16 protein-coding genes and 2 tRNA genes are annotated in these 18,412 nt (G+C 38.5%); 10 read left to right on the plus strand and 8 right to left on the minus strand.

Translation table 11 applies throughout. The annotated features are described in order from the left end of the window. Window positions 1-245: 245 nt before the first annotated feature. From B808_RS04395 to B808_RS04425, 7 genes are all read right to left on the minus strand, one after another. Entirely contained in the window at window positions 246-1,028 is a 783-nt protein-coding gene (locus B808_RS04395) for a DNA adenine methylase (RefSeq protein WP_009166720.1), read from the minus strand. Window positions 1,029-1,425: 397 nt separating this feature from the next. Beyond that, window positions 1,426-2,229, minus strand: coding sequence for an alpha/beta hydrolase (locus B808_RS06665; RefSeq protein ID WP_009166721.1), 804 nt, complete (start codon window positions 2,227-2,229; stop codon window positions 1,426-1,428). Window positions 2,230-2,538: 309 nt separating this feature from the next. Further along, window positions 2,539-2,889: a fluoride efflux transporter FluC gene (locus tag B808_RS04405; RefSeq protein ID WP_035422198.1), complete on the minus strand. Its 351-nt coding sequence runs from the start codon at window positions 2,887-2,889 to the stop codon at window positions 2,539-2,541. Further along, window positions 2,889-3,269, minus strand: a complete 381-nt coding sequence (locus tag B808_RS04410; RefSeq protein ID WP_035422201.1) for a fluoride efflux transporter FluC — start codon at window positions 3,267-3,269, stop codon at window positions 2,889-2,891. Before B808_RS04410 ends, B808_RS04405 begins: the two co-directional genes overlap by 1 nt. Before the next feature lie 164 nt (window positions 3,270-3,433). Further along, window positions 3,434-4,012 (minus strand): TMEM175 family protein, encoded by a 579-nt coding sequence (locus B808_RS04415; protein ID WP_009166722.1) that lies wholly within the window; start codon window positions 4,010-4,012, stop codon window positions 3,434-3,436. A gap of 20 nt (window positions 4,013-4,032) precedes the next feature. Next, entirely contained in the window at window positions 4,033-4,617 is a 585-nt protein-coding gene (locus B808_RS04420; protein ID WP_009166723.1) for a TMEM175 family protein, read from the minus strand. 434 nt (window positions 4,618-5,051) lie between these two features. Further along, window positions 5,052-5,136, minus strand: a tRNA-Leu gene (locus B808_RS04425). A gap of 222 nt (window positions 5,137-5,358) precedes the next feature. Between B808_RS04425 and B808_RS04430 the strand changes: the two genes are divergently transcribed. The 4 genes from B808_RS04430 (at window position 5,359) to B808_RS04445 (ending at window position 9,505) form a co-directional block, all read left to right on the plus strand. After that, window positions 5,359-5,817: a MarR family winged helix-turn-helix transcriptional regulator gene (locus B808_RS04430; protein ID WP_009166724.1), complete on the plus strand. Its 459-nt coding sequence runs from the start codon at window positions 5,359-5,361 to the stop codon at window positions 5,815-5,817. Between the two features lie 131 nt (window positions 5,818-5,948). Next, a complete protein-coding gene (locus B808_RS04435) occupies window positions 5,949-7,481 on the plus strand; it encodes a UDP-N-acetylmuramoyl-L-alanyl-D-glutamate--2,6-diaminopimelate ligase (RefSeq protein ID WP_009166725.1) in 1,533 nt (510 codons plus the stop codon). 48 nt (window positions 7,482-7,529) lie between these two features. Beyond that, complete coding sequence (locus B808_RS04440) at window positions 7,530-8,789, plus strand: carboxylate--amine ligase (protein ID WP_009166726.1); 1,260 nt, start codon at window positions 7,530-7,532, stop codon at window positions 8,787-8,789. Continuing rightward, on the plus strand, window positions 8,789-9,505 hold the full coding sequence (locus B808_RS04445; protein ID WP_009166727.1) for an aspartate/glutamate racemase family protein: 717 nt from the start codon (window positions 8,789-8,791) through the stop codon (window positions 9,503-9,505). Before B808_RS04440 ends, B808_RS04445 begins: the two co-directional genes overlap by 1 nt. Before the next feature lie 2 nt (window positions 9,506-9,507). Here B808_RS04445 and B808_RS04450 read toward each other — a convergent pair whose 3' ends face one another. Continuing rightward, window positions 9,508-9,843 (minus strand): DUF1516 family protein, encoded by a 336-nt coding sequence (locus B808_RS04450; RefSeq protein WP_009166728.1) that lies wholly within the window; start codon window positions 9,841-9,843, stop codon window positions 9,508-9,510. 86 nt (window positions 9,844-9,929) lie between these two features. Here B808_RS04450 and B808_RS04455 point away from each other — a divergent pair. The 6 genes from B808_RS04455 (at window position 9,930) to B808_RS04480 (ending at window position 18,364) form a co-directional block, all read left to right on the plus strand. Continuing rightward, a tRNA-Gly gene (locus B808_RS04455) sits at window positions 9,930-10,000 on the plus strand. A gap of 217 nt (window positions 10,001-10,217) precedes the next feature. Next, window positions 10,218-11,909, plus strand: a complete 1,692-nt coding sequence (argS, locus tag B808_RS04460; RefSeq protein ID WP_009166729.1) for an arginine--tRNA ligase — start codon at window positions 10,218-10,220, stop codon at window positions 11,907-11,909. Window positions 11,910-12,015: 106 nt separating this feature from the next. Continuing rightward, window positions 12,016-14,118, plus strand: coding sequence for a transglycosylase domain-containing protein (locus B808_RS04465; protein WP_009166730.1), 2,103 nt, complete (start codon window positions 12,016-12,018; stop codon window positions 14,116-14,118). 49 nt (window positions 14,119-14,167) lie between these two features. Then, the gene (locus tag B808_RS04470; RefSeq protein ID WP_009166731.1) at window positions 14,168-14,515 is read left to right on the plus strand and encodes a YlbF family regulator; all 348 of its coding nucleotides are present in this window, start codon (window positions 14,168-14,170) and stop codon (window positions 14,513-14,515) included. Window positions 14,516-14,571: 56 nt separating this feature from the next. After that, on the plus strand, window positions 14,572-15,795 hold the full coding sequence (locus B808_RS04475) for a metallophosphoesterase family protein (RefSeq protein ID WP_009166732.1): 1,224 nt from the start codon (window positions 14,572-14,574) through the stop codon (window positions 15,793-15,795). After that, window positions 15,785-18,364: an ATP-binding protein gene (locus B808_RS04480; RefSeq protein WP_035422205.1), complete on the plus strand. Its 2,580-nt coding sequence runs from the start codon at window positions 15,785-15,787 to the stop codon at window positions 18,362-18,364. Before B808_RS04475 ends, B808_RS04480 begins: the two co-directional genes overlap by 11 nt. The last annotated feature ends 48 nt before the right edge of the window (window positions 18,365-18,412 follow it).

Below are 18,412 nucleotides of genomic sequence, written 5' to 3' on the forward strand. Positions count from 1 at the left end.
TTTACCTAATTCATCTTTGTAATAAACTCGTACCATCCACGATCCATGATGTTTTACAATCGCCACAATTTAGTTCTCAATCTGTTTTCAGGTATAAAGTGTTAATATGAAAACTTTATTGGTTTGTTTTTTATAGACTCTCATCACATTGTGGGTCTCTTTTTTATTCATCATAAAACCCTAATAACAGAATCGAACTGATGAATTGCTACCAAGCATAGGGTAGGGTAATAATGTCATTTGTTTCAAATTAATTCTATAAGATTTGTTTTATCGAATGATTCTAATTTTATTTTTGAGCTAGCAAATAATAATTCTGATGATTTTCCACGTTTTTTATTATTTGCAGAATAATTAATTAAATATCTATATTTTTTATTAGCCTTTGAATAAATATTATAAATATTTTCATTATCATCATATGTTGTAATCCAATATGCATTATCATTACTTAATATTAATTTTGCTAATTTTTCATGTTTTTCTTTTTTAAAAAAAGACATATATAAATTTTTACCTTGAGAAAAATAGGGTGGATCAAAAAAAATAAACGTATTATCTAAATTACAGTTTTTATATATAAGAGGTATCATTTTTTCTGCATCTAATCTTGTTAATTTTATTTTTGATTTTAATCTACTAATTGTTTTTATTTTTTCTATAAGTGTAGATTTATTAAATCTTGCATATAATTTAAGTTTGCCTTGACTCTTTCCACCGATAGGGCCACCATTGATTATTCCACTGATATTCATTCTATTTAGCAATAGCGTTGAAAAAGCATTATCAATCGAATTTTGATGATTTTTGTTATTTTTGTGTATTTCTTTAATTTCATTCCAATAATCTAAATTATATTCATCTGAATAGTCACTACCATTAACATAGTCAAATGGAACGCTTTCAATCATTTTTATTAATTCATTTGGATGGTTTATAATTGAATACCACACTGAATAAATTGATTTATCGTAGTCATTTATCCAAATGTTATCAACTTCATTATCAACTAATAGTTTTATAGCCAAGCCTGCTCCGCCAGCAAATGGTTCAATATATGTTCCATTTATATTGTTAATATGATATTTGCTAAAATAAAAAACAAAGGAGTTGAAAATATACTATAAGTAAGTGCGATGCAATTAACTCATATTTTAAAAATTCTGGTATAGATTGATTGATATCTCCGAATTGAAGCAAATCGATTTTATCCGGAGTAATTATGTTGATCAGTTCTAGTAAACTTTTCGAGGAAAATTTACAAGTCTATTTACTCTTTTTCTATATAACTTTTCCAGATCGCTTCTTCAGTACTATTATTTCAGTGGTTAAGCGCCTAATGATCGGATTAAAATAGTCTTTGCAAATCTTTGCACGACGTTCTTGATAATAAATTCCAACAACAGTTGACCAAGGGCAGTCAAATTAAACTATATTATCTATAAATGTAGCAATATATGTTGCCATAAGTTTTGGATGGAGCCATTGTAAAAAATGATGTCCATTTAAAATTATTTCAGATGAATTAACGTTTTTATTAAAATATGGGTTACCATATTTTTTGTATGAATTTAAATTTAAAGTAGATAAAAAAGTCAGTGTCGGAATTTTGTCACTAATAGATGACGATAACGTTTTATTTATGGTGTTATGGGCTTCTTGTAATTCATTTATTTCAAATTCATTTCCAGAAATGTTTCTATAAAGAACTATCGCTTCTGATTTTATATTTGAAGGTAGGGATGGATTTATATCTGTATCCATATGCTGATTATTATTTTTACTTTCTAGAGCTTCGGTCAGGTTTTTTTGAATTTGATCCTCATATTTTTTCATAATTTTGGGAGATGTTGGATCTATTCCGATAAAACCAGCTACGTTGATATTATTCAATATATTTAAAGAGTATATTCCACTAAAACTATGTGCGACTATGAAAATTTTTTTAAGATTAAAACATCCAATAAATTCATTCATTTCTGTTGAATAGTTTTCTAGGGTTCTTTTATTATTATTTGGATAGCCACTAAATCCGCTTCCTAATTGGTCTACGCTGATGAGATTGATTTTTTCAGTATTTATGTATTTAAATAGATTGAAATAATCAAAGTAGGAACTATTGATGCCCATTGCTGCCCAAAAGAAAATAGTTGGATTTTTACGATCGAAATTTTCATTTATGAAGTAATTAAAGGTTCCATTCTTAGTTTTCATTTTTTTGTTCAACATAAAAATAGCCTCTATATGATTGTTTTCGAAAATGATGCTGGCTTTTTTATTATAATATTTATGATGAAAACAATTCAATAAATAAAATGGAATATTATGATAATTGAAATTGAAGTCTTTGAAAATGGTGTCAAATTAGTTAAACAATGTAAAAATATTTTTGCTGATAATCCTTAATTTACGGGATATTGTAGATTAACCGGCAACCAATGTGAGCAGTTGTTCCGATCAAGGCAAACAAATTTTTTAATTATTTATATCTATATCGATCAGTTAAAAAGATCGTTTAGTTTTTATAATGCTTGCCAGTTAGAAATAACTGAAACTGAAAAATCCAATGAAACCAAGCATCAGACCTATGCCATAACTCCCTATTAAATAGATAAATAGTTGTCGATAAGCATGATTAGACCACAAATTAGCTAATTCGCTGTTAAAAGTTGAGTAAGTAGTAAAGCCGCCAATAAATCCTAACAGCAGGTTTGTACCGCCACTTACTACTGCCACTGGGGCTAGCATTCCAGCAATAAAACAGCCAATCATGTTTACCAGAAAAGTTCCGAGCCGTCCGTGATTGCTTTGTTTGAAGTGATTCGTGATTGAAAAGCGCAGAATTGCGCCGACCCCGGTTCCACCGAGAAAAAATAGAATATTTCCCATTAGTTCCACATCCTTTTGGCCAGAATATGTGAAAATTGGTCACCAACGACAGCTACCAACAGCCCTAAAATAATACTGAAAGAAAGATAAAGCGTGAAACCGCTATAATTGTGAACCTCAAGCAATTTCAAACTGTCGAGAATTATTCCAGAAAAGGTGGTAAAGGAGCCAATCAAACCGGTTCCAATCACCTGATTCCACCGTGCTGATAAGCCTAATCGCTGGCAACCATAGTTTGTCCAAATTGGTAGAAGAAATGCTCCCGTTAAGTTGATTAAGAGAGTGGCAATTGGAAATTGATGATAGTTGATCAACTGAGTGATTTCTAGTCTTGCTAGTCCTCCAAGGAGACCAGCCCCAAATACAAATCGAGTTCCCATAACAAATCCTTTCGAGGTTAGTTAAACTATAATTGGCACATTGTAGACCATATTTTCAATTGTAAACAATCTATTTCTTTTTTTACAGTAGGATGCTTGCTAATTTTTCAAGCAAAAAAAGATCTGTTCTCAATGTTTCTAGAACAGATCTTTGTGTGCGCTAGCTATCCTTGCTGGGGGCTTTTCCAACCATTAACGACTAATTCAAGAAAACCTAGTAAAAGGCCACTAGGTGGGAAAATAAAGATGCCAAGGACCATGATTATGGAAGTAATGGGGAACCATTTACTACGAAGAAAACGATAAATAAACATGTTTTTAATTTTGGCAGCTTCTTGATAATTTTCAGTTTGGAGCTGATCAGCAATCGTTTTAGATAGCAAGAAAAAGGCAAGACTCCATGAGATAAAGATGATCAGATAAAACAATTCGGGACCAGTTGAATTCATAAAACGGCCAACCCAAGCAGCAGCCACTGGAATTAGGGACATTGTAAATAGCCAAAGATTATTTACCCAGAAAATTTTTTTGTTAACTTTTTTAACTAAAGAAAACATGTAGTGATGGTTATACCAGGCAACCCCGATAAAAATCACACTAACAGCATATGCTGTTAGGTAGGGGAGGTCATGCAAAATTTCGCTTAGCCGAGGTGTATCCGGAACTTTAATTTCCAGAACCATAATGGTTAAAATAATTGCTACAATTGCATCGGTTAAATTTTCAACACGGGTTTTATTCATAATGATGCTCCTTGATATGCTTAGCGTTCATCATAAGGATTAATTCTGATTTGATCAGAGATTAATCCTAGAAAGGTCAATGCCATCCCCATGGGGGGATAAATAAAAATTACCATAAAATTAACTACTGCAGCGATAAAAAACCATTTACTGGTGAAAAATCGGTAGACAAACATCCCCTTAATTTTTTGCCCGGTAACTAATTTTTCCCGTTCAAGCTGCACAACAATTGCTCGGCTTAGGATTGCATATGAAAGACTCCAAGCGAAAAATATTAAGAAAAAGAATATTTCAGGTCCAACTGAATCGATGAACTTTCCTGCCCAGGCGGCTGCCACTGGGATCAAGGACATCCAGAAAATCCACAAATTATTAAGCCAATAAATTTTACGATTAATGGTTTTTATTTGAGCAAACATGTAATTGTGATTGTACCAAGCATCACCCATCAGGATAAAACTGACGATATAGGCGATTAGATAAGGGAAATCACTAATGATGGCAGTGAGGGAGGCAGTGTTCGGAACTTTAATTTCTAAGACCATGATGGTAATGATAATACCAACAATTGCATCAGTTAGATTTTCTACTCTTGCTTTGTTCATAACTTCTCATACTCCTTTGCTAACAATTTAATTATTTTGATCATTTATAATTAATCTTAACGTATTATTTTATAATGTTGTGACTTAAAATGAGCTATAAAGCTTAAAAAATAATGTTTTGATACTGACATTTTAAATTACTGTTATCAGGGGTTTTGCGAGAATCAAGCTCCTCTGAGATTGTGATAAATGTTACAAACTTTGGAATTTGTAACAGTATTTCACAAAAAAATAAAATATTTTTATATTACATGATAATTAATATAAACAGCCGTTAAAGTCCGATATTTCTAGTTTGAAAAATCGCGTAAATAGCAATTATTATCTTTGTTCAAAAGAAAAAGCACTTATTGAAAATAAGTGCTTGGACTGAAAATTGCTAGGGATAATTCACAACAAATGCCGTAATAGCAAGGTTCAGCGTCCGCAAAAAATGCCCCGGGCGAGATTCGAACTCGCACTCGATAAAATCAAACAGCGACCTGAACGCTGCGCGTCTGCCAGTTCCGCCACCGGGGCGTATGAGTCTAATTATATAATATTTCGTGGTTTAATTGCAAGGATAAGTTGTAGTTGAGTAACATCATCTTTATTTTCTAATCTAGCAGTGTATTTCAAAAAATTTGCCATTTGTAAAAGTCATTGGTTCATAACAAATATGATAAGATATACAAAACTCGTTGGAAGTCGAGTTTTTGATAGCTATTTTGTTGTAAGTTATGTTGGAAAGAGGGTTTTAAAATGGATGGAATCATTAAATTCGATGAGCAACTTTGTTTCGGGATTTACAATGCCAACAAAAAGTTCAATCGTTTTTACCAAGATGTGCTGTCTCAGTATGGCCTTACTTATCCACAATACTTTGTATTATTAGTATTATGGGAGCATGCACCAATTACGGTACGCGAACTTGGTTCATACGTGAACCTGGATAGTGGAACCTTAACACCACTATTAAAACGTTTGGAAAGTAAGGGCTGGATTACGAAGTCTCGTTCTAAAAAAGATGAACGAGTTGTTAACATTAGTTTGACCGAGCACGGTGAAGCGATGCATCAAGAAATTTCCGATCATGTGCAAACTTGTTTTGAAATTTTGGGTATGAGTAAAACTGAAATGATTGCCGCGTTGAAAGTGATCGATAAGGTTAGCAGCAAACTTGATGAAGTTGATACGCAAGCATTAAAAGTTGCAAAATAACTTGGAAGAACCGATGCGAATCGGTTCTTTTTTTGTGCATTATAACGCGATTTGATAGAATGAAAGAGAATTTAAAAGCGGGGTAGCGGTAAGCGTACTTCCGCAAATAAAAGCATAATGAGGATTTTATTGTGACACTTTCAATGGAGCAACTGCAAATTATCTTAAATGAACATCACATCTTACGATCAATCCAAGAAAAACAGCCCCTTGTTTTTCAGCATGTTAGCTATGATTCACGTCGAGTCCAGCCTGACACGCTGTTTTTTTGTAAGGGTGATTTTAAAAATAGTTACGTTACCATGGCGCTTGCTAGGGGAGCTACGGCGATTGTAACGGAACAACCGGTTGATCTGGAACAGCAGGCTTGTCAGATTATCGTAACGGATGTGCAAAAGGCAATGTCACTATTAGCAGCGGCTTTTTTTGACTATCCTCAAAATCATTTGAAAATTGTGGCAATTACTGGAACAAAGGGGAAAACCACGACTGCCTACTTTTTATATCAGGCACTTCAGCAACCAACGGCCAAAAAGACGGCCTTATTTTCAACAGTTAATACCGTTCTTGGGTCTGAACCACAGCAGATATTCAAATCACAGCTGACAACCCCGGAATCACTAGATTTATTTGCACAGATGCAACAGGCCGTTGCAAACGGGATGCGTTACTTAATAATGGAGGTTTCCTCGCAGGCGTATCTGAAGCAGCGCGTCTATGGTCTTAAATACGATGTTGGTTCATTTTTGAATATTTCTCCTGATCACATTGGAACGAATGAACATCCCACCTTCGCAAATTATCTTCATTGTAAAGAGCAGCTGCTAATTAATTCCAAACGGGTGATCATTAACGCAGAAACTGCACATGTGGCTGAGATATATGATGCTGCCAAAGCTACGACGGATCCTGATCAAATTTATTTGTTTGCAAGAAGTAGCGCTAAGCTTCAATTAAAGCAAATGGTTGACTTTACGTTTGACAGCACGGCTGATTCGCTTAGTGAAAATCAAATCACGCTGAATGCCCTTAGCGAAAAAGCTCAGGCTTTAGGGATTGCTGGTGCTTACACATTAGGAATCACGGGAGATTACAATGAGGCCAATGCAGTAGATGCCATTATTTCAGGTGGAATATTAGGATTTCAGCATGACCAGTTAGCCGCTGGGATTGCCACAACCAAAATTCCAGGTCGCATGGAAGCATATCAAAGCGCGACCCATGGAACAGTTTATGTGGACTATGCTCATAATTATGCGAGTACAAAGGCTGTTCTGCGCTTCTTAAAAGACCATCATCCAGCTGGGAAAGTAATTGTGGTTTTGGGAAGTCCTGGTAACAAGGGAATCGATCGCCGAGCTGGATTTGGTCAGGCACTAAGTGAGGAAGCAGACGAGGTTTATCTGACCACTGACGATCCTGCTTTTGAAGACCCGGAACAAATTGCCCATGAAATTGATCACCATATTGATCATCAGCGGGTGCAGGTTCATTTTGAAATGGATCGAATCCAGGCAATCCAGACAGCAATTGAACAAGCTGGCCCTGATGATCTAGTGGCAGTTCTTGGCAAAGGACAAGATCCCTATCAAAAAATCAAGGGGGTTGACACTCCCTATCCGACGGATTCCTCAGTAGTCAAAAAACAGCTTCAACTTGACTAACCGCGCTGCTTAAACTCAATGATGATAATTAGAAAGTGAATGATAGCTATGCAGAATACAGCCCCAAAATTTACGCCAATTCTCTTTGGCAGTGACTTCAATGTTTATGGAATGGCCCGTTCTTTTTATGAAATTAACCAGCAACCAGTACGGGCACTGGCAGAAGTTCAACTGGCTCCAACTCGTTATTCCAAAATCGTTAACGTGGAATTGATTCCTAATTTTAGTGAAGATCCGGTTTGGATTGCTGAACTTCGTAAACTAAAAGAAGAATATCGTAACCACCCAGAACCAGTTATCTTAATCGCCTGTAGTGATGGCTATTCTGAGCTGATTTCTAAACATAAAGCGGAACTAAAAGATGTCTTTGTTTGTCCAAATGTTGATTTTGACTTAGCAAATCAGCTGAATACTAAGGAAAATTTTTATCAGCTTTGTGATCAATACGAGCTACCTTATCCCAAGACGAGACTGATTTCTAAAATTGATTATCAAAACGGTACGTACACCCAACCGGATACTTATCCGGTTGCTTTGAAACCGGCCAACAGCATTGAATGGGTTGATATCCACTTTGAAGGACGCAAAAAAGTTTTCATTATTCGGAGTGCCGCTGAATTTAATGAGGTGATCAAAAAGATCTACACCAATGGCTATACTTCGGATATGATCTTGCAGGACTTCATTCCAGGTGATGATAGCAACATGCGGGTGGTGAATGCATATGTTGATAAGCAACACCATGTTAAGATGATGTGCTTGGGTCATCCGTTACTAGAAGATCCCGCTCCCGGTGCGATTGGAAACTATGTTGCAATTTTGCCAGAATACGATGAAAAGATTTATCAGCAACTGCAGAATTTTTTGGAGCAGATTAACTATACTGGTTTTGCTGATTTTGATTTAAAGTGGGATGTTCGTGACCACAGCTTTAAGCTGTTTGAGATTAATTTACGGCAGGGACGGAGCAGCTTTTATGTAACCTTAGCAGGTTATAACCTGGCTCAGTGGTTAGTTGACGACTATGTCAATGACAATTTAGCGAAACGAGAGCCGGTGTTCGGCAATCAAGATGATCAGCATCGCCAACTTTGGTTGGGCGTTCCACCAGCAACTTTCAAAAAATTTGCTAAGGCAAATGCAGATAAAGCTGTCGCAGAAAAGTTGTTAGCTACCGGTCGGTTTGGAACAACTTTTTGGTATAAAAAAGACCGCAACCCAATGCGGTGGTTATTGTTTAAATGGATGAACCATAATTATAAAAAAGATTTTGCAACATACTTTGCACGAGAAAAGGGTGACAACTGATGAAAGATTTTTTTACAATTATCGGTGGCATGGGAACGGAAGCAACGGAATCCTACCTGCATCTGTTGAATCAACGTACTCCGGCACATCGAGATCAGGATTATTTGAACTACATTTTGGTAAATCACGCTACGGTTCCTGATCGCACGGACTACATCATGGATCATACTCAGCCCAGTCCATTGCCTCCCTTGGCGACTGATATTAAACAGCAAAGCTTGCTGAATCCGGCTTTTTTTGCGCTACCTTGCAATACGGCGCATTATTTTTATCAGGATTTGCAGGAATTAACGACGGTTCCGATTCTGCACATGCCCCGATTAGCAGTTGCAAGCATTAAAACTAAGTTTCCCAGTGCTCGTCGCATTGGTTTAGTAGCAACACAAGGTACGCTGCATGATCGAATCTATGAAAAAGAGCTCGTACAAGCGGGGTATCAGTTTGTTATGCCCAGTCCTGAAGTCGCACATGATACCATGGAATTAATCTATGCTGGGGTTAAGGAACAAAATCAGGTTGATCCCAATCTATACCATAAGATTTTGCGACAAATGATCGTTACACAGCACTGTGATGTAGTTGTGTTAGGTTGTACGGAACTTTCCGTTGCTGATCAGCGGGTTGGCAATGGCGGTTATCCCGTAATCGATGCCCAAAGTGAGCTCGTAGATGAAACGCTACGGCGAGCGCTGCAATTACGAACTCAGCAAGCTTGATTTTAATGAAGTAAGAGAAGCCAGCCCCACGAAGCAATCATTAACATGATGGTAATGATTGGAATTATTCGATCGCCAGTTCCTTGAATTTTTCGTTGGTAAGCAATGTCAACAAATGAAATGGTACAGATTACTAGTAAGAAGTTGACCGTTGCCAATACGGGTTGAGTAGTGAAACAACGAATCGTGAGTATTACCTCTAGACTTAAGACCACTAAGTACGAAATTCTAGAATAGATTAGAGCTTTCACAATTTTTTTATCTTGTTGGTTTGTGATACCAACTAAAAAGGCGACTGCCAATAAAAACCAGCTCAAGCGCAGGATGTTAACTAACATAGTGATTCCTCCTGTTCAAAGTTTAGCATATTTTTTGAGAAATGATTGCTGGCTATTGAAATTCGTGGTACAATGTTATTCGTACTGCGGGTGTAGTTTAGTGGTAAAATTTAAGCTTCCCAAGCTTACGTCGCGGGTTCGATTCCCGTCACCCGCTTTGGGAAGCGCCTGATGATAAGAGAGTAGTATTATTAATGATTAACCAGTGAGTCTAGGGTGGTGTGAGCTAGGCAAATCATGATAAGAAGGCGTACTTTTTAGGGCAAACTGAATAATTCAAAGTGGGAACTAACCAATTAGAGTGGTACCGCGGGTTTGCTCGTCTCTTACATTATTTTAATGTAGGAGATTTTTTATTTAGGAGGTAATTTAACATGGATTATAAACAATTGGTGGCAACGGCGGTAGCGGATGCTACTGACGGGCAGGTTACTGCAAGTGATATTTACGAAAAAATTGAAGTACCAAAAACATCCCAAAATGGTGATTTAGCCTTTCCAACCTTTATACTAGCTAAACAGCTACATGCTGCTCCGCAACAAATTGCTAAGAAGTTGGTGGAAAAGATTGATACGACGAACTTTTCCAAAGTTGTTGTAGTCGGACCTTACTTGAACTTCTTTTTGGATCAGCAACAAGTGGCACAACAAGTTCTTGGAGAAGTGCTCGTTGAAAAAAATCATTATGGTGATAATGAAGATGGTCACGACCAAACAGTGACGATTGATATGTCGTCGCCAAACATTGCTAAGCCAATGTCAATGGGACATTTGCGTTCTACCGTTATTGGGAATTCAATTGCCAAACTGCTGAGTAAAAACGGCTATCGACCCATCAAGGACAATCATCTTGGCGACTGGGGAACGCAGTTTGGAAAGTTGATTACAGCCTACCTAAAATGGGGAAACGAAGATGATGTTAAACGAGACCCCATTCATTACTTAGTCCAGTACTATATTCGGTTTCATCATGAAGATGAACAAGATCCAACTCTGGATGAAGAGGCACGAGAATGGTTTAAAAAGTTAGAAGATGGTGATCCAGAAGCGGTTCAACTATGGAAATGGTTTCGCGAAGTTTCCTTGCAGGCCTTTAACCAGACGTATCAAAAGTTAGGTGTTAGTTTTGATACCTATAATGGAGAATCATTTTACAATGATGCTCTGCAAGGAGTAGTTGATACCTTACGAAAAGACGGTTTACTGGAAAAATCCCAGGGAGCTTCGGTGGTTGATTTAAGCAGTGATAATTTAAATCCAGCCCTAATCCTCAAGTCGGACGGAGCCTCGCTTTATATCACTCGCGACATTGCTACGGCGATTTATCGGGATCAGACTTACCATCCAGTAATGAATTTATATGTGGTCGGTTCGGAACAGACTTACTATTTCAAACAACTCAAAGCCGTTCTTAAGAAAATGGGACTAAAATCTGCTGCTGGTCTCCATCATATTCCGTTTGGATTGATTACTGTCAATGGGAAAAAATTATCAACTCGTCATGGAAACATCGTGCTACTCAATGAAGTTTTAGCAGAATCGATTAAACTAGCGCAAGCACAGATTGCTGCCAAAAACCCGGATTTAAAGAATAAGGAACAAGTAGCAGAAGAAGTCGGGGTTGGCGCCGTTATCTTTGGTGATTTAAAAAATGAACGAATTGATCCGATTGATTTTAATTTGCAAGAACAGCTAAAATTTGAGGGAGAAACTGGTCCATACGTACAATATGCCCATGCTAGGGCAGAAAGTGTTTTGAAAAAGGCTCATCAGCCACTCCCTACCAAAATCACTCAATTAACGATGACTGATGATGCGTGGACCATCATTAAAATGCTACAGAATTTTCCAGCAACAGTTCGCCGTGCTAATCGTGAATTTGAACCGTCAATGATTGCTAAATATGCGCTCCGCTTGGCAAAAGCGTTCAATAAGTACTATGCCCATACCAAGATATTGACGGATGATGACCAACTTAATGACCGGCTAGCCTTGGTTCAAGCGGTCTCCTTAGTCTTAAAAGAAGCCCTCCGTTTGTTAGGAGTTCAAGCTCCAGACGAAATGTAACTTTAACAACGATGATGGATTTTCCACCATCGTTGTTTTTGTTTTGCTGCGTTTTAACTGTTTATTATGGTACAATACGGACTAATTTCAAACAGGAGAAAAAAATATGCAAGAACAACAGTCGAGTTCATTCTTTAAAACTGCTTGGCAACGGAGCTGGCGGTTTTTTCGGAAATACTGGAAACGTTTCCAAATTACACGGTGGCTGATTGTCATGGTGTTGTTTTTCACCTTAGTATCAGTTACTTATTTGACGGTAATTGCGAAGACTTCCCATGTCCGCAGTCTACAATCCAATCTCTCACGTTCTACGGTTATTTACGATCAAAATCATGATGAAGCTGGGAAACTATATGCCCAAAAGGGTTCCTACGTTTCCATGCAGCAAATTTCACCCCACTTGCCGGCGGCAATCCTCTCGACCGAGGATCGTAATTTTTATCACGAACACGGTTTTTCCGTCAAAGGTTACGGCCGAGCAATTTTTCAAGCCATCGGTAATAAACTGATGGGAAGAAATCAAATTAGTGGTGGGGGAAGTACCATTTCACAACAACTAGCTAAAAACACCTTTTTATCGCAACAGCAGACCCTGTCGCGGAAGTTTAAAGAGTTGTTTATTTCGATTGAGATTGAAAATGTGTACTCCAAAGAGCAGATTTTAACGATGTATATGAACAATGCCTATTTTGGAAATGGGATTTATGGAGTTCAAGATGCTTCTCGGAAATATTTTGGCAAAAATGCTTCGGAACTCCCAGTACAAGATGCAGCAGTATTAGCAGGAATGTTGCAAAACCCTAGTAATAATCCGATTGATCATCCCGCAGCAGCCAAGCAACGACGAAATCTAGTGCTTGAATTGATGGGAGCAAATAAAAAATTAACGAAGGCACAGGTAAAACATTACCAATCCTTACCGTTGGGGACGAAGGATACCTTTGAAAATAAAAATGGGTATAAATATCCTTATTATTTTGATGCCGTGATTAACGAAGCGATTAATCAATACGGAATTAGTGAAAAAGCAATTATGAATAACGGCTATAAGATTTATACAAATCTAAATCAGCAGCAACAAGCTAGTTTTCAAACTGATTTTAAAAATCCTAATCTTTTCCCACAAAATGCAGCAGATGGAACAAAAGTGCAAGCTGCTAGTATCGCTTTGAATCCGAAAAATGGTGGTGTGCAAGCAGTGGTGGGGGGTCGTAACAATGATGTCTTTCGAGGCTTTAACCGAGCGACTGACATTAAACGCCAGCCAGGGTCAACAATGAAGCCGTTGGCGGTTTATACTCCGGCGCTCGAACATGGCTTTTCCTATGATTCAAAGTTAGTTGATAAAAAACAGTCTTATGGTAAAAATAATTATTCGCCAAATAATTATAATAACCAGTATGAGGGTGAGGTTCCGATGTATCGGGCGTTGGCGGAAAGTCGAAATGCCCCAGCAGTTTGGACTTTGAACAAGATTGGGGTTCAAAATGGATTTGATTCGGTTCAAAAGTTTGGGTTGCCAGTTACAAAAAAGGATGACAACTTAGCACTAGCACTAGGGGGGCTTTCAACAGGAGTTTCGCCTCAGCAAATGGCAGGAGCATACACCGCATTTGCTAACCAAGGACAAGTTTCAAAACCATTTTATATTACCAAAATCGTTGATTCGACTGGCAAAACAGTGGCAACTAATTCTGGCAATACGACGCAGATCATGTCGGCAGCGACTGCTAAAGAGATGACCAGTATGATGCTGGGGGTCTTTGACTACGGCACCGGGGCAACGGCTAAGCCAGCAGGCTATCAAGTTGCTGGTAAAACTGGTAGTACTGAAGCAGACAGTAGTCAAGATGCTGATGCGACTAGAGATAAATGGATTATCGGCTACACGCCTGACGTGGTGGTAGCTACCTGGGAGGGCTTTGATAATACTAATGCCGACCATCACTTGGAAAATCTAAGTGGGACGGGGGTAAATTCGCTGTTTAAGCAACAGATGCAGCAAATTTTACCACTGACCGATCAATCAAACTTTAATACGGAGGATGCTCAGCAACGCGCTGAACAAAAACAAAAACGACAAAAACAATCATTCTCAGGAAGTGACTTAACTCATAAAGCTGAGGATGTTACTAAGGATATAGAAAAGCGGGCTGCTGGAGTCGCTCAGGATTTTTACGAGCGGGCGCGGAGTTTTCTAGGGAAATAGCTAAAAATATGTTAAAATTGAGCCAACCTTAATCTTGGAGGATTAAAAAATGTCAGATCATAAAATTATTGAACAAGCCCAAAAAATGCAAGAAACAATTGTTAGCTCAGAACAGTTTGCGAATCTGAAAAGTGCCTTTGCAGACTTAAAAAAGGAAAAAGAAGCTTACCAAGTCTTTACGGACTTTCAAGCTAATCAAAACGAATTACGTCAAAAGCAAATGAACGGTCAGGAAATCACTCAAGATGATATGAAACATGCGCAGGGGCTGGCTGATAAAATGAATCAGTTGCCTGCCATTAAGCAGTTGATGGAACGCGAAAAAGCTATGGGTAAGTTGATTGACGAAGCCAATGCTGTTATCACCGAACCGCTACGCAAGCTTTATCAAGAATAGTTGCTGAAGAACAGGAGCGCTGCGGCGCTCCTGTTCTGTTTTATGGGAGTTTAATTATGAAATTTATTCATACGGCTGATCTTCATTTAGATACGCCTTATCAAGGCTTGCAGGGAGCAGGCACCCCGCAAGAACTATGGAAAAAACTACGGCAGGGTCCATATGACTCTTTTCATCAATTAGTAAATGATGCCCTTGAACAACAAATTGATTTTATGCTGATTGTTGGCGACATTTTCGACAGTCAGCATCAAAGTGTTACAGCTTTAAATGCCTTTACAACCGAAATGGAGCGGTTACAGGACGCTCAGATTCCGGTTTATTTATCGTTTGGTAATCATGATTTTCAAGCTGATGATGGGCGAGGACTTCATTTGCCTGCTAATGTTCATATTTTCCCCCAAGAACCGACCACACTAACCCTGACGCTGGCAGATGGTAAAACTGTTGCGATTACGGGGTTTAGTTACAGAAACCGAGCAGTTACAACTGACAAAGCTGCTGCTTTTCCCTACCGGGGTACAGCTGACTATCAGATTGGGATGATTCATGGGGCAGAAAAAACGGGCGTGAATAATAATTATGCCCCGTTTACTGTGAATGAATTGTTAGAAAAAAATTATGATTACTGGGCGTTGGGTCATATTCATAAGAGAATGGAACTATGTGCATCGCCATTAATTGAGTATCCCGGGAATATTCAAGGTCGGCATAAAAATGAAACAGGGGAAAAAGGCTACTTACAGGTTGATGATAGCGCCGGTCATCTTAGCAAAAGCTTTCACGAAACTTCCCCAATTATTTTTTCTTCGTTGTCATTTTCACTAGCAGCCGGAATGCAGGAGTCGGAGTTGCTGAATGGTTTGGAGCAGCTGCTTGCAAGTCAGCACTATCAAAAGCTACATTTAATAAATATAGTTTGTCGTGCAACAGAACCAGTTTTGAATCAAGCACTCGAGCAAAATATTTTAACGGGAATTAGTCTGGCTCATTTGCAAGATCTCCTTCAGGAACAGAATTTATCCGAGTGGGTGTATGAGCTTTCGTTAGTGGAGGAAACCAGTCTGAACTTTACTAATCTTGATCAAGAATACTGGGAAGCAACTGCCCCTGAAATTTTTAGTAGTGAGCATGTGCTTGCCCTTGGTAAAAAATTATTTGAAAAAGGCTTTTTGTTTAATGAATTTCAAAATGAGGTGGCGTACACGGCTTTGCAGCGAGATAGTGAACTACTATTAAGAGCAGCAACGCAGAGGAAGGAAGATCTTAATGAAGATTAAACAAATTGAGATTGATAACTACGGTAAATTTCACCATTTTTCGTTGGAGTTGCAAAACTTGCAGGCACTGTACGGGCGAAATGAAGCTGGTAAAAGTACAATGGTCAGTTTCATCTTGGATATGTTGTTTGGGTTTGAGAAACGTAGCACTAGTCATCCTTACGGGCCTAAAGATAAAAGTAAAATGAGTGGGGGACTCACGATTGAGCAGCAGGGACAAGTTTTTCATTTACATCGGGTAGATGCAAAAAATGGTGGAGATTTAACCATTACCGATGCAGCAGGTAAGGACCAATCGGCGGATTTACTAAAAAAATGGTTAGGTCCAATTGATCGTAAAACCTACCAAAATTTATTTTATTTCAGCTTTCCAGATTTGGGGGCAGTGGCTAACCTATCTAAGCAAAAGTTAAATCAATTGATCAATCGGGTTGGTGTAGTTGGCGTAGACGAGTGGTTGGAATTAGCCGAAAAGTTGGAGAAAGAAGCGAAACAACTTTATGCACCGCGGGGTCGAACTCGAAAATTAAACCAACTGTTACAGGAGCATGAAAAGTTAACGAAAAAGGCTCAAACTTCTCAAACGGACTATCCCAAATACTTAGAAAACCAGCAACAAGAACAGGTAATTGCAACTAAACGAGCTGAAAATCAAAAAGCATTGACAAAAGTTGCCGCTGATCTGCCTAAATTAGAAGATGAGCAACGCCTCTGGAATAAATATCAGCAGCTCCAAGCGCTACGACAACAAAAATTAACGGGAAGTGCAGGATTTGAACCAGCTGATTTAGAGGCTAGTAACAAGCTCCAAAGTTCCTTAGAAATTGCTTCTCAGAACTTAGAAGAACAACAAAAACAGGTAAACTCCTATCAAAAACAAGCACCGCAACAACCGGAGTGGTATCAATTCTATATTGAACATAAGCGCCAAATTGAGCAACTAGCTCCCCAAGTTGAGTCGGCCGCAGAACAGCAGCGCCAACTCAACCAAATTACGACCGAGCTACAGAATGATGAAGAACAATTAACGACAATTACTCAAGCAGCTGGGGGACCACAAAGTAAGCCCTTTGATCAAACTACTAATCAAAAAACCGCCGAATTGTTGCAAAAGCAACAAGCTTTACAGCAACAGGAACTCCAATTGTCACAAACTCCTTCCCAAAATCCTAACACGAAGCCGACTCCTTCATGGGAATGGTTTGGAATCGCTGGAGGGCTTTTATTGATACTTGGTGCTATTTTCTTGGGAGGGGTTGGACTGGTCATTGGAGGACTATTAGGATTAGCTCTGCTAGGAATTAGTTGTTATCAATTGTTCGGCCAGCAGCAAAAACAGGGGTCAGCATCATCGACTTTTCCAAGTGCGACGGAATTACAGACCCAATCAGCTCAGGTTGAGCAAGAGCTGACGGCGATTGGACGCCAATTTAACATTAGTCAGGTACCAATGGCACAGTGGACAAATGTATTACAGGCCAAAATTAATCAACGAGATTTACAGAAAGCAGCATTTCAAAAAAAGCAGGCGACACAGCAGCATTTGCAAACAGCGCTTACTCAGATGCTCTCTGCTTGGCAGTTTGCTGCACAACCTTTTGGCTTGCAGGCAAACGCTCCCGCCACACAAATCCAGCAATTGCAACGAATTTTGGCTGAAGCACAAGATTGTGCTCAGAAACAGTCAAATTATCAACAACGACTGCAGGAGCTTCAACAGGCTGCCACCACTGCTTTGCAGAAAGTTGAACAGCTCCAACGTAGTCAACAGCAATTTTGGCAACAACGGCAAGTAGATGGTCGGCATAGTTTTGAACAAAAATACAAGGAACAGCAACAATTGAAACAAAAAAGAATGGAACAGGCTGAGTTAGAACAAGTACTTACGCCCACAGTGCTAGCGAGCTTGAAGCAATACCAGGATGAATCAGCTTTGCAACAAAAAATTAGCAAGTTACGGCAGCAGCGCACGGAGTTGAGTACCACCGGGACTCAATTGGCGCAGGAACAGGCACAATTACAAAGAGAGTTGCAACTACAGGCGAAAGATGGAACCTTTGCTGAGATTCGTCAGCAACTAGCTAATCTTGAAACTGAAATAATTCAGCAGACTAAAATTTACTTTTTGAATCAATTGAGTCACGATTGGATTGAAGCAGTTTTAAATCAGGCTAACCATGGGCGCTTCCCGCAAGTTCAAGCACAGGCACAAAAATATTTTGCTATTTTGACTGATCAGCATTATCAAAAGATTAGTTATAAAAATAAAATGGAAGTTGTTACAAACGACGGATTCCGGTTTAAAGTGAGTGAACTATCACGAGGAACCACGCAACAACTATATCTTTCACTGGTGTTGGCTTTTACTAGCTCATTTAGCGACCAATATCCAATGCCAATTATGGTTGATGATGGCTTTGCTGAATTTGACTGCGTACGAACCAAACACGCACTGGAATTGTTGAAAGATCTAAGTAAAAGAACGCAGGTAATTTATTTCACGGCTGACGAACGTATTTTACAAGACGACTTAATGCCCGCCACGCAAACGTTATTAACGAATAATTAATAAGGAAAACAATTAAAAAAAGCTTCACTTTTCAGAATTGAAAAGTGA

It is taken from the genome of Fructilactobacillus florum 8D, assembly GCF_000512295.1.
Classification (GTDB): Bacteria; Bacillota; Bacilli; order Lactobacillales; family Lactobacillaceae; genus Fructilactobacillus; species Fructilactobacillus florum.

Excerpts from the sequence above, each read along its gene's own strand:
- B808_RS06665 (WP_009166721.1), bottom strand. The coding sequence starts at position 2,229 with ATGTTGAACAAAAAAATGAAAACTAAGAATGGAACCTTTAATTACTTC.
- B808_RS04415 (WP_009166722.1), bottom strand. The coding sequence starts at position 4,012 with ATGAATAAAACCCGTGTTGAAAATTTAACCGATGCAATTGTAGCAATT.
- B808_RS04410 (WP_035422201.1), bottom strand. The coding sequence starts at position 3,269 with ATGGGAACTCGATTTGTATTTGGGGCTGGTCTCCTTGGAGGACTAGCA.
- B808_RS04430 (WP_009166724.1), top strand. The coding sequence starts at position 5,359 with ATGGATGGAATCATTAAATTCGATGAGCAACTTTGTTTCGGGATTTAC.
- argS (WP_009166729.1), top strand. The coding sequence starts at position 10,218 with ATGGATTATAAACAATTGGTGGCAACGGCGGTAGCGGATGCTACTGAC.
- B808_RS04470 (WP_009166731.1), top strand. The coding sequence starts at position 14,168 with ATGTCAGATCATAAAATTATTGAACAAGCCCAAAAAATGCAAGAAACA.
- B808_RS04450 (WP_009166728.1), bottom strand. The coding sequence starts at position 9,843 with ATGTTAGTTAACATCCTGCGCTTGAGCTGGTTTTTATTGGCAGTCGCC.
- B808_RS04445 (WP_009166727.1), top strand. The coding sequence starts at position 8,789 with ATGAAAGATTTTTTTACAATTATCGGTGGCATGGGAACGGAAGCAACG.
- B808_RS04440 (WP_009166726.1), top strand. The coding sequence starts at position 7,530 with ATGCAGAATACAGCCCCAAAATTTACGCCAATTCTCTTTGGCAGTGAC.
- B808_RS04465 (WP_009166730.1), top strand. The coding sequence starts at position 12,016 with ATGCAAGAACAACAGTCGAGTTCATTCTTTAAAACTGCTTGGCAACGG.
- B808_RS04420 (WP_009166723.1), bottom strand. The coding sequence starts at position 4,617 with ATGAACAAAGCAAGAGTAGAAAATCTAACTGATGCAATTGTTGGTATT.
- B808_RS04480 (WP_035422205.1), top strand. The coding sequence starts at position 15,785 with ATGAAGATTAAACAAATTGAGATTGATAACTACGGTAAATTTCACCAT.
- B808_RS04405 (WP_035422198.1), bottom strand. The coding sequence starts at position 2,889 with ATGGGAAATATTCTATTTTTTCTCGGTGGAACCGGGGTCGGCGCAATT.
- B808_RS04475 (WP_009166732.1), top strand. The coding sequence starts at position 14,572 with ATGAAATTTATTCATACGGCTGATCTTCATTTAGATACGCCTTATCAA.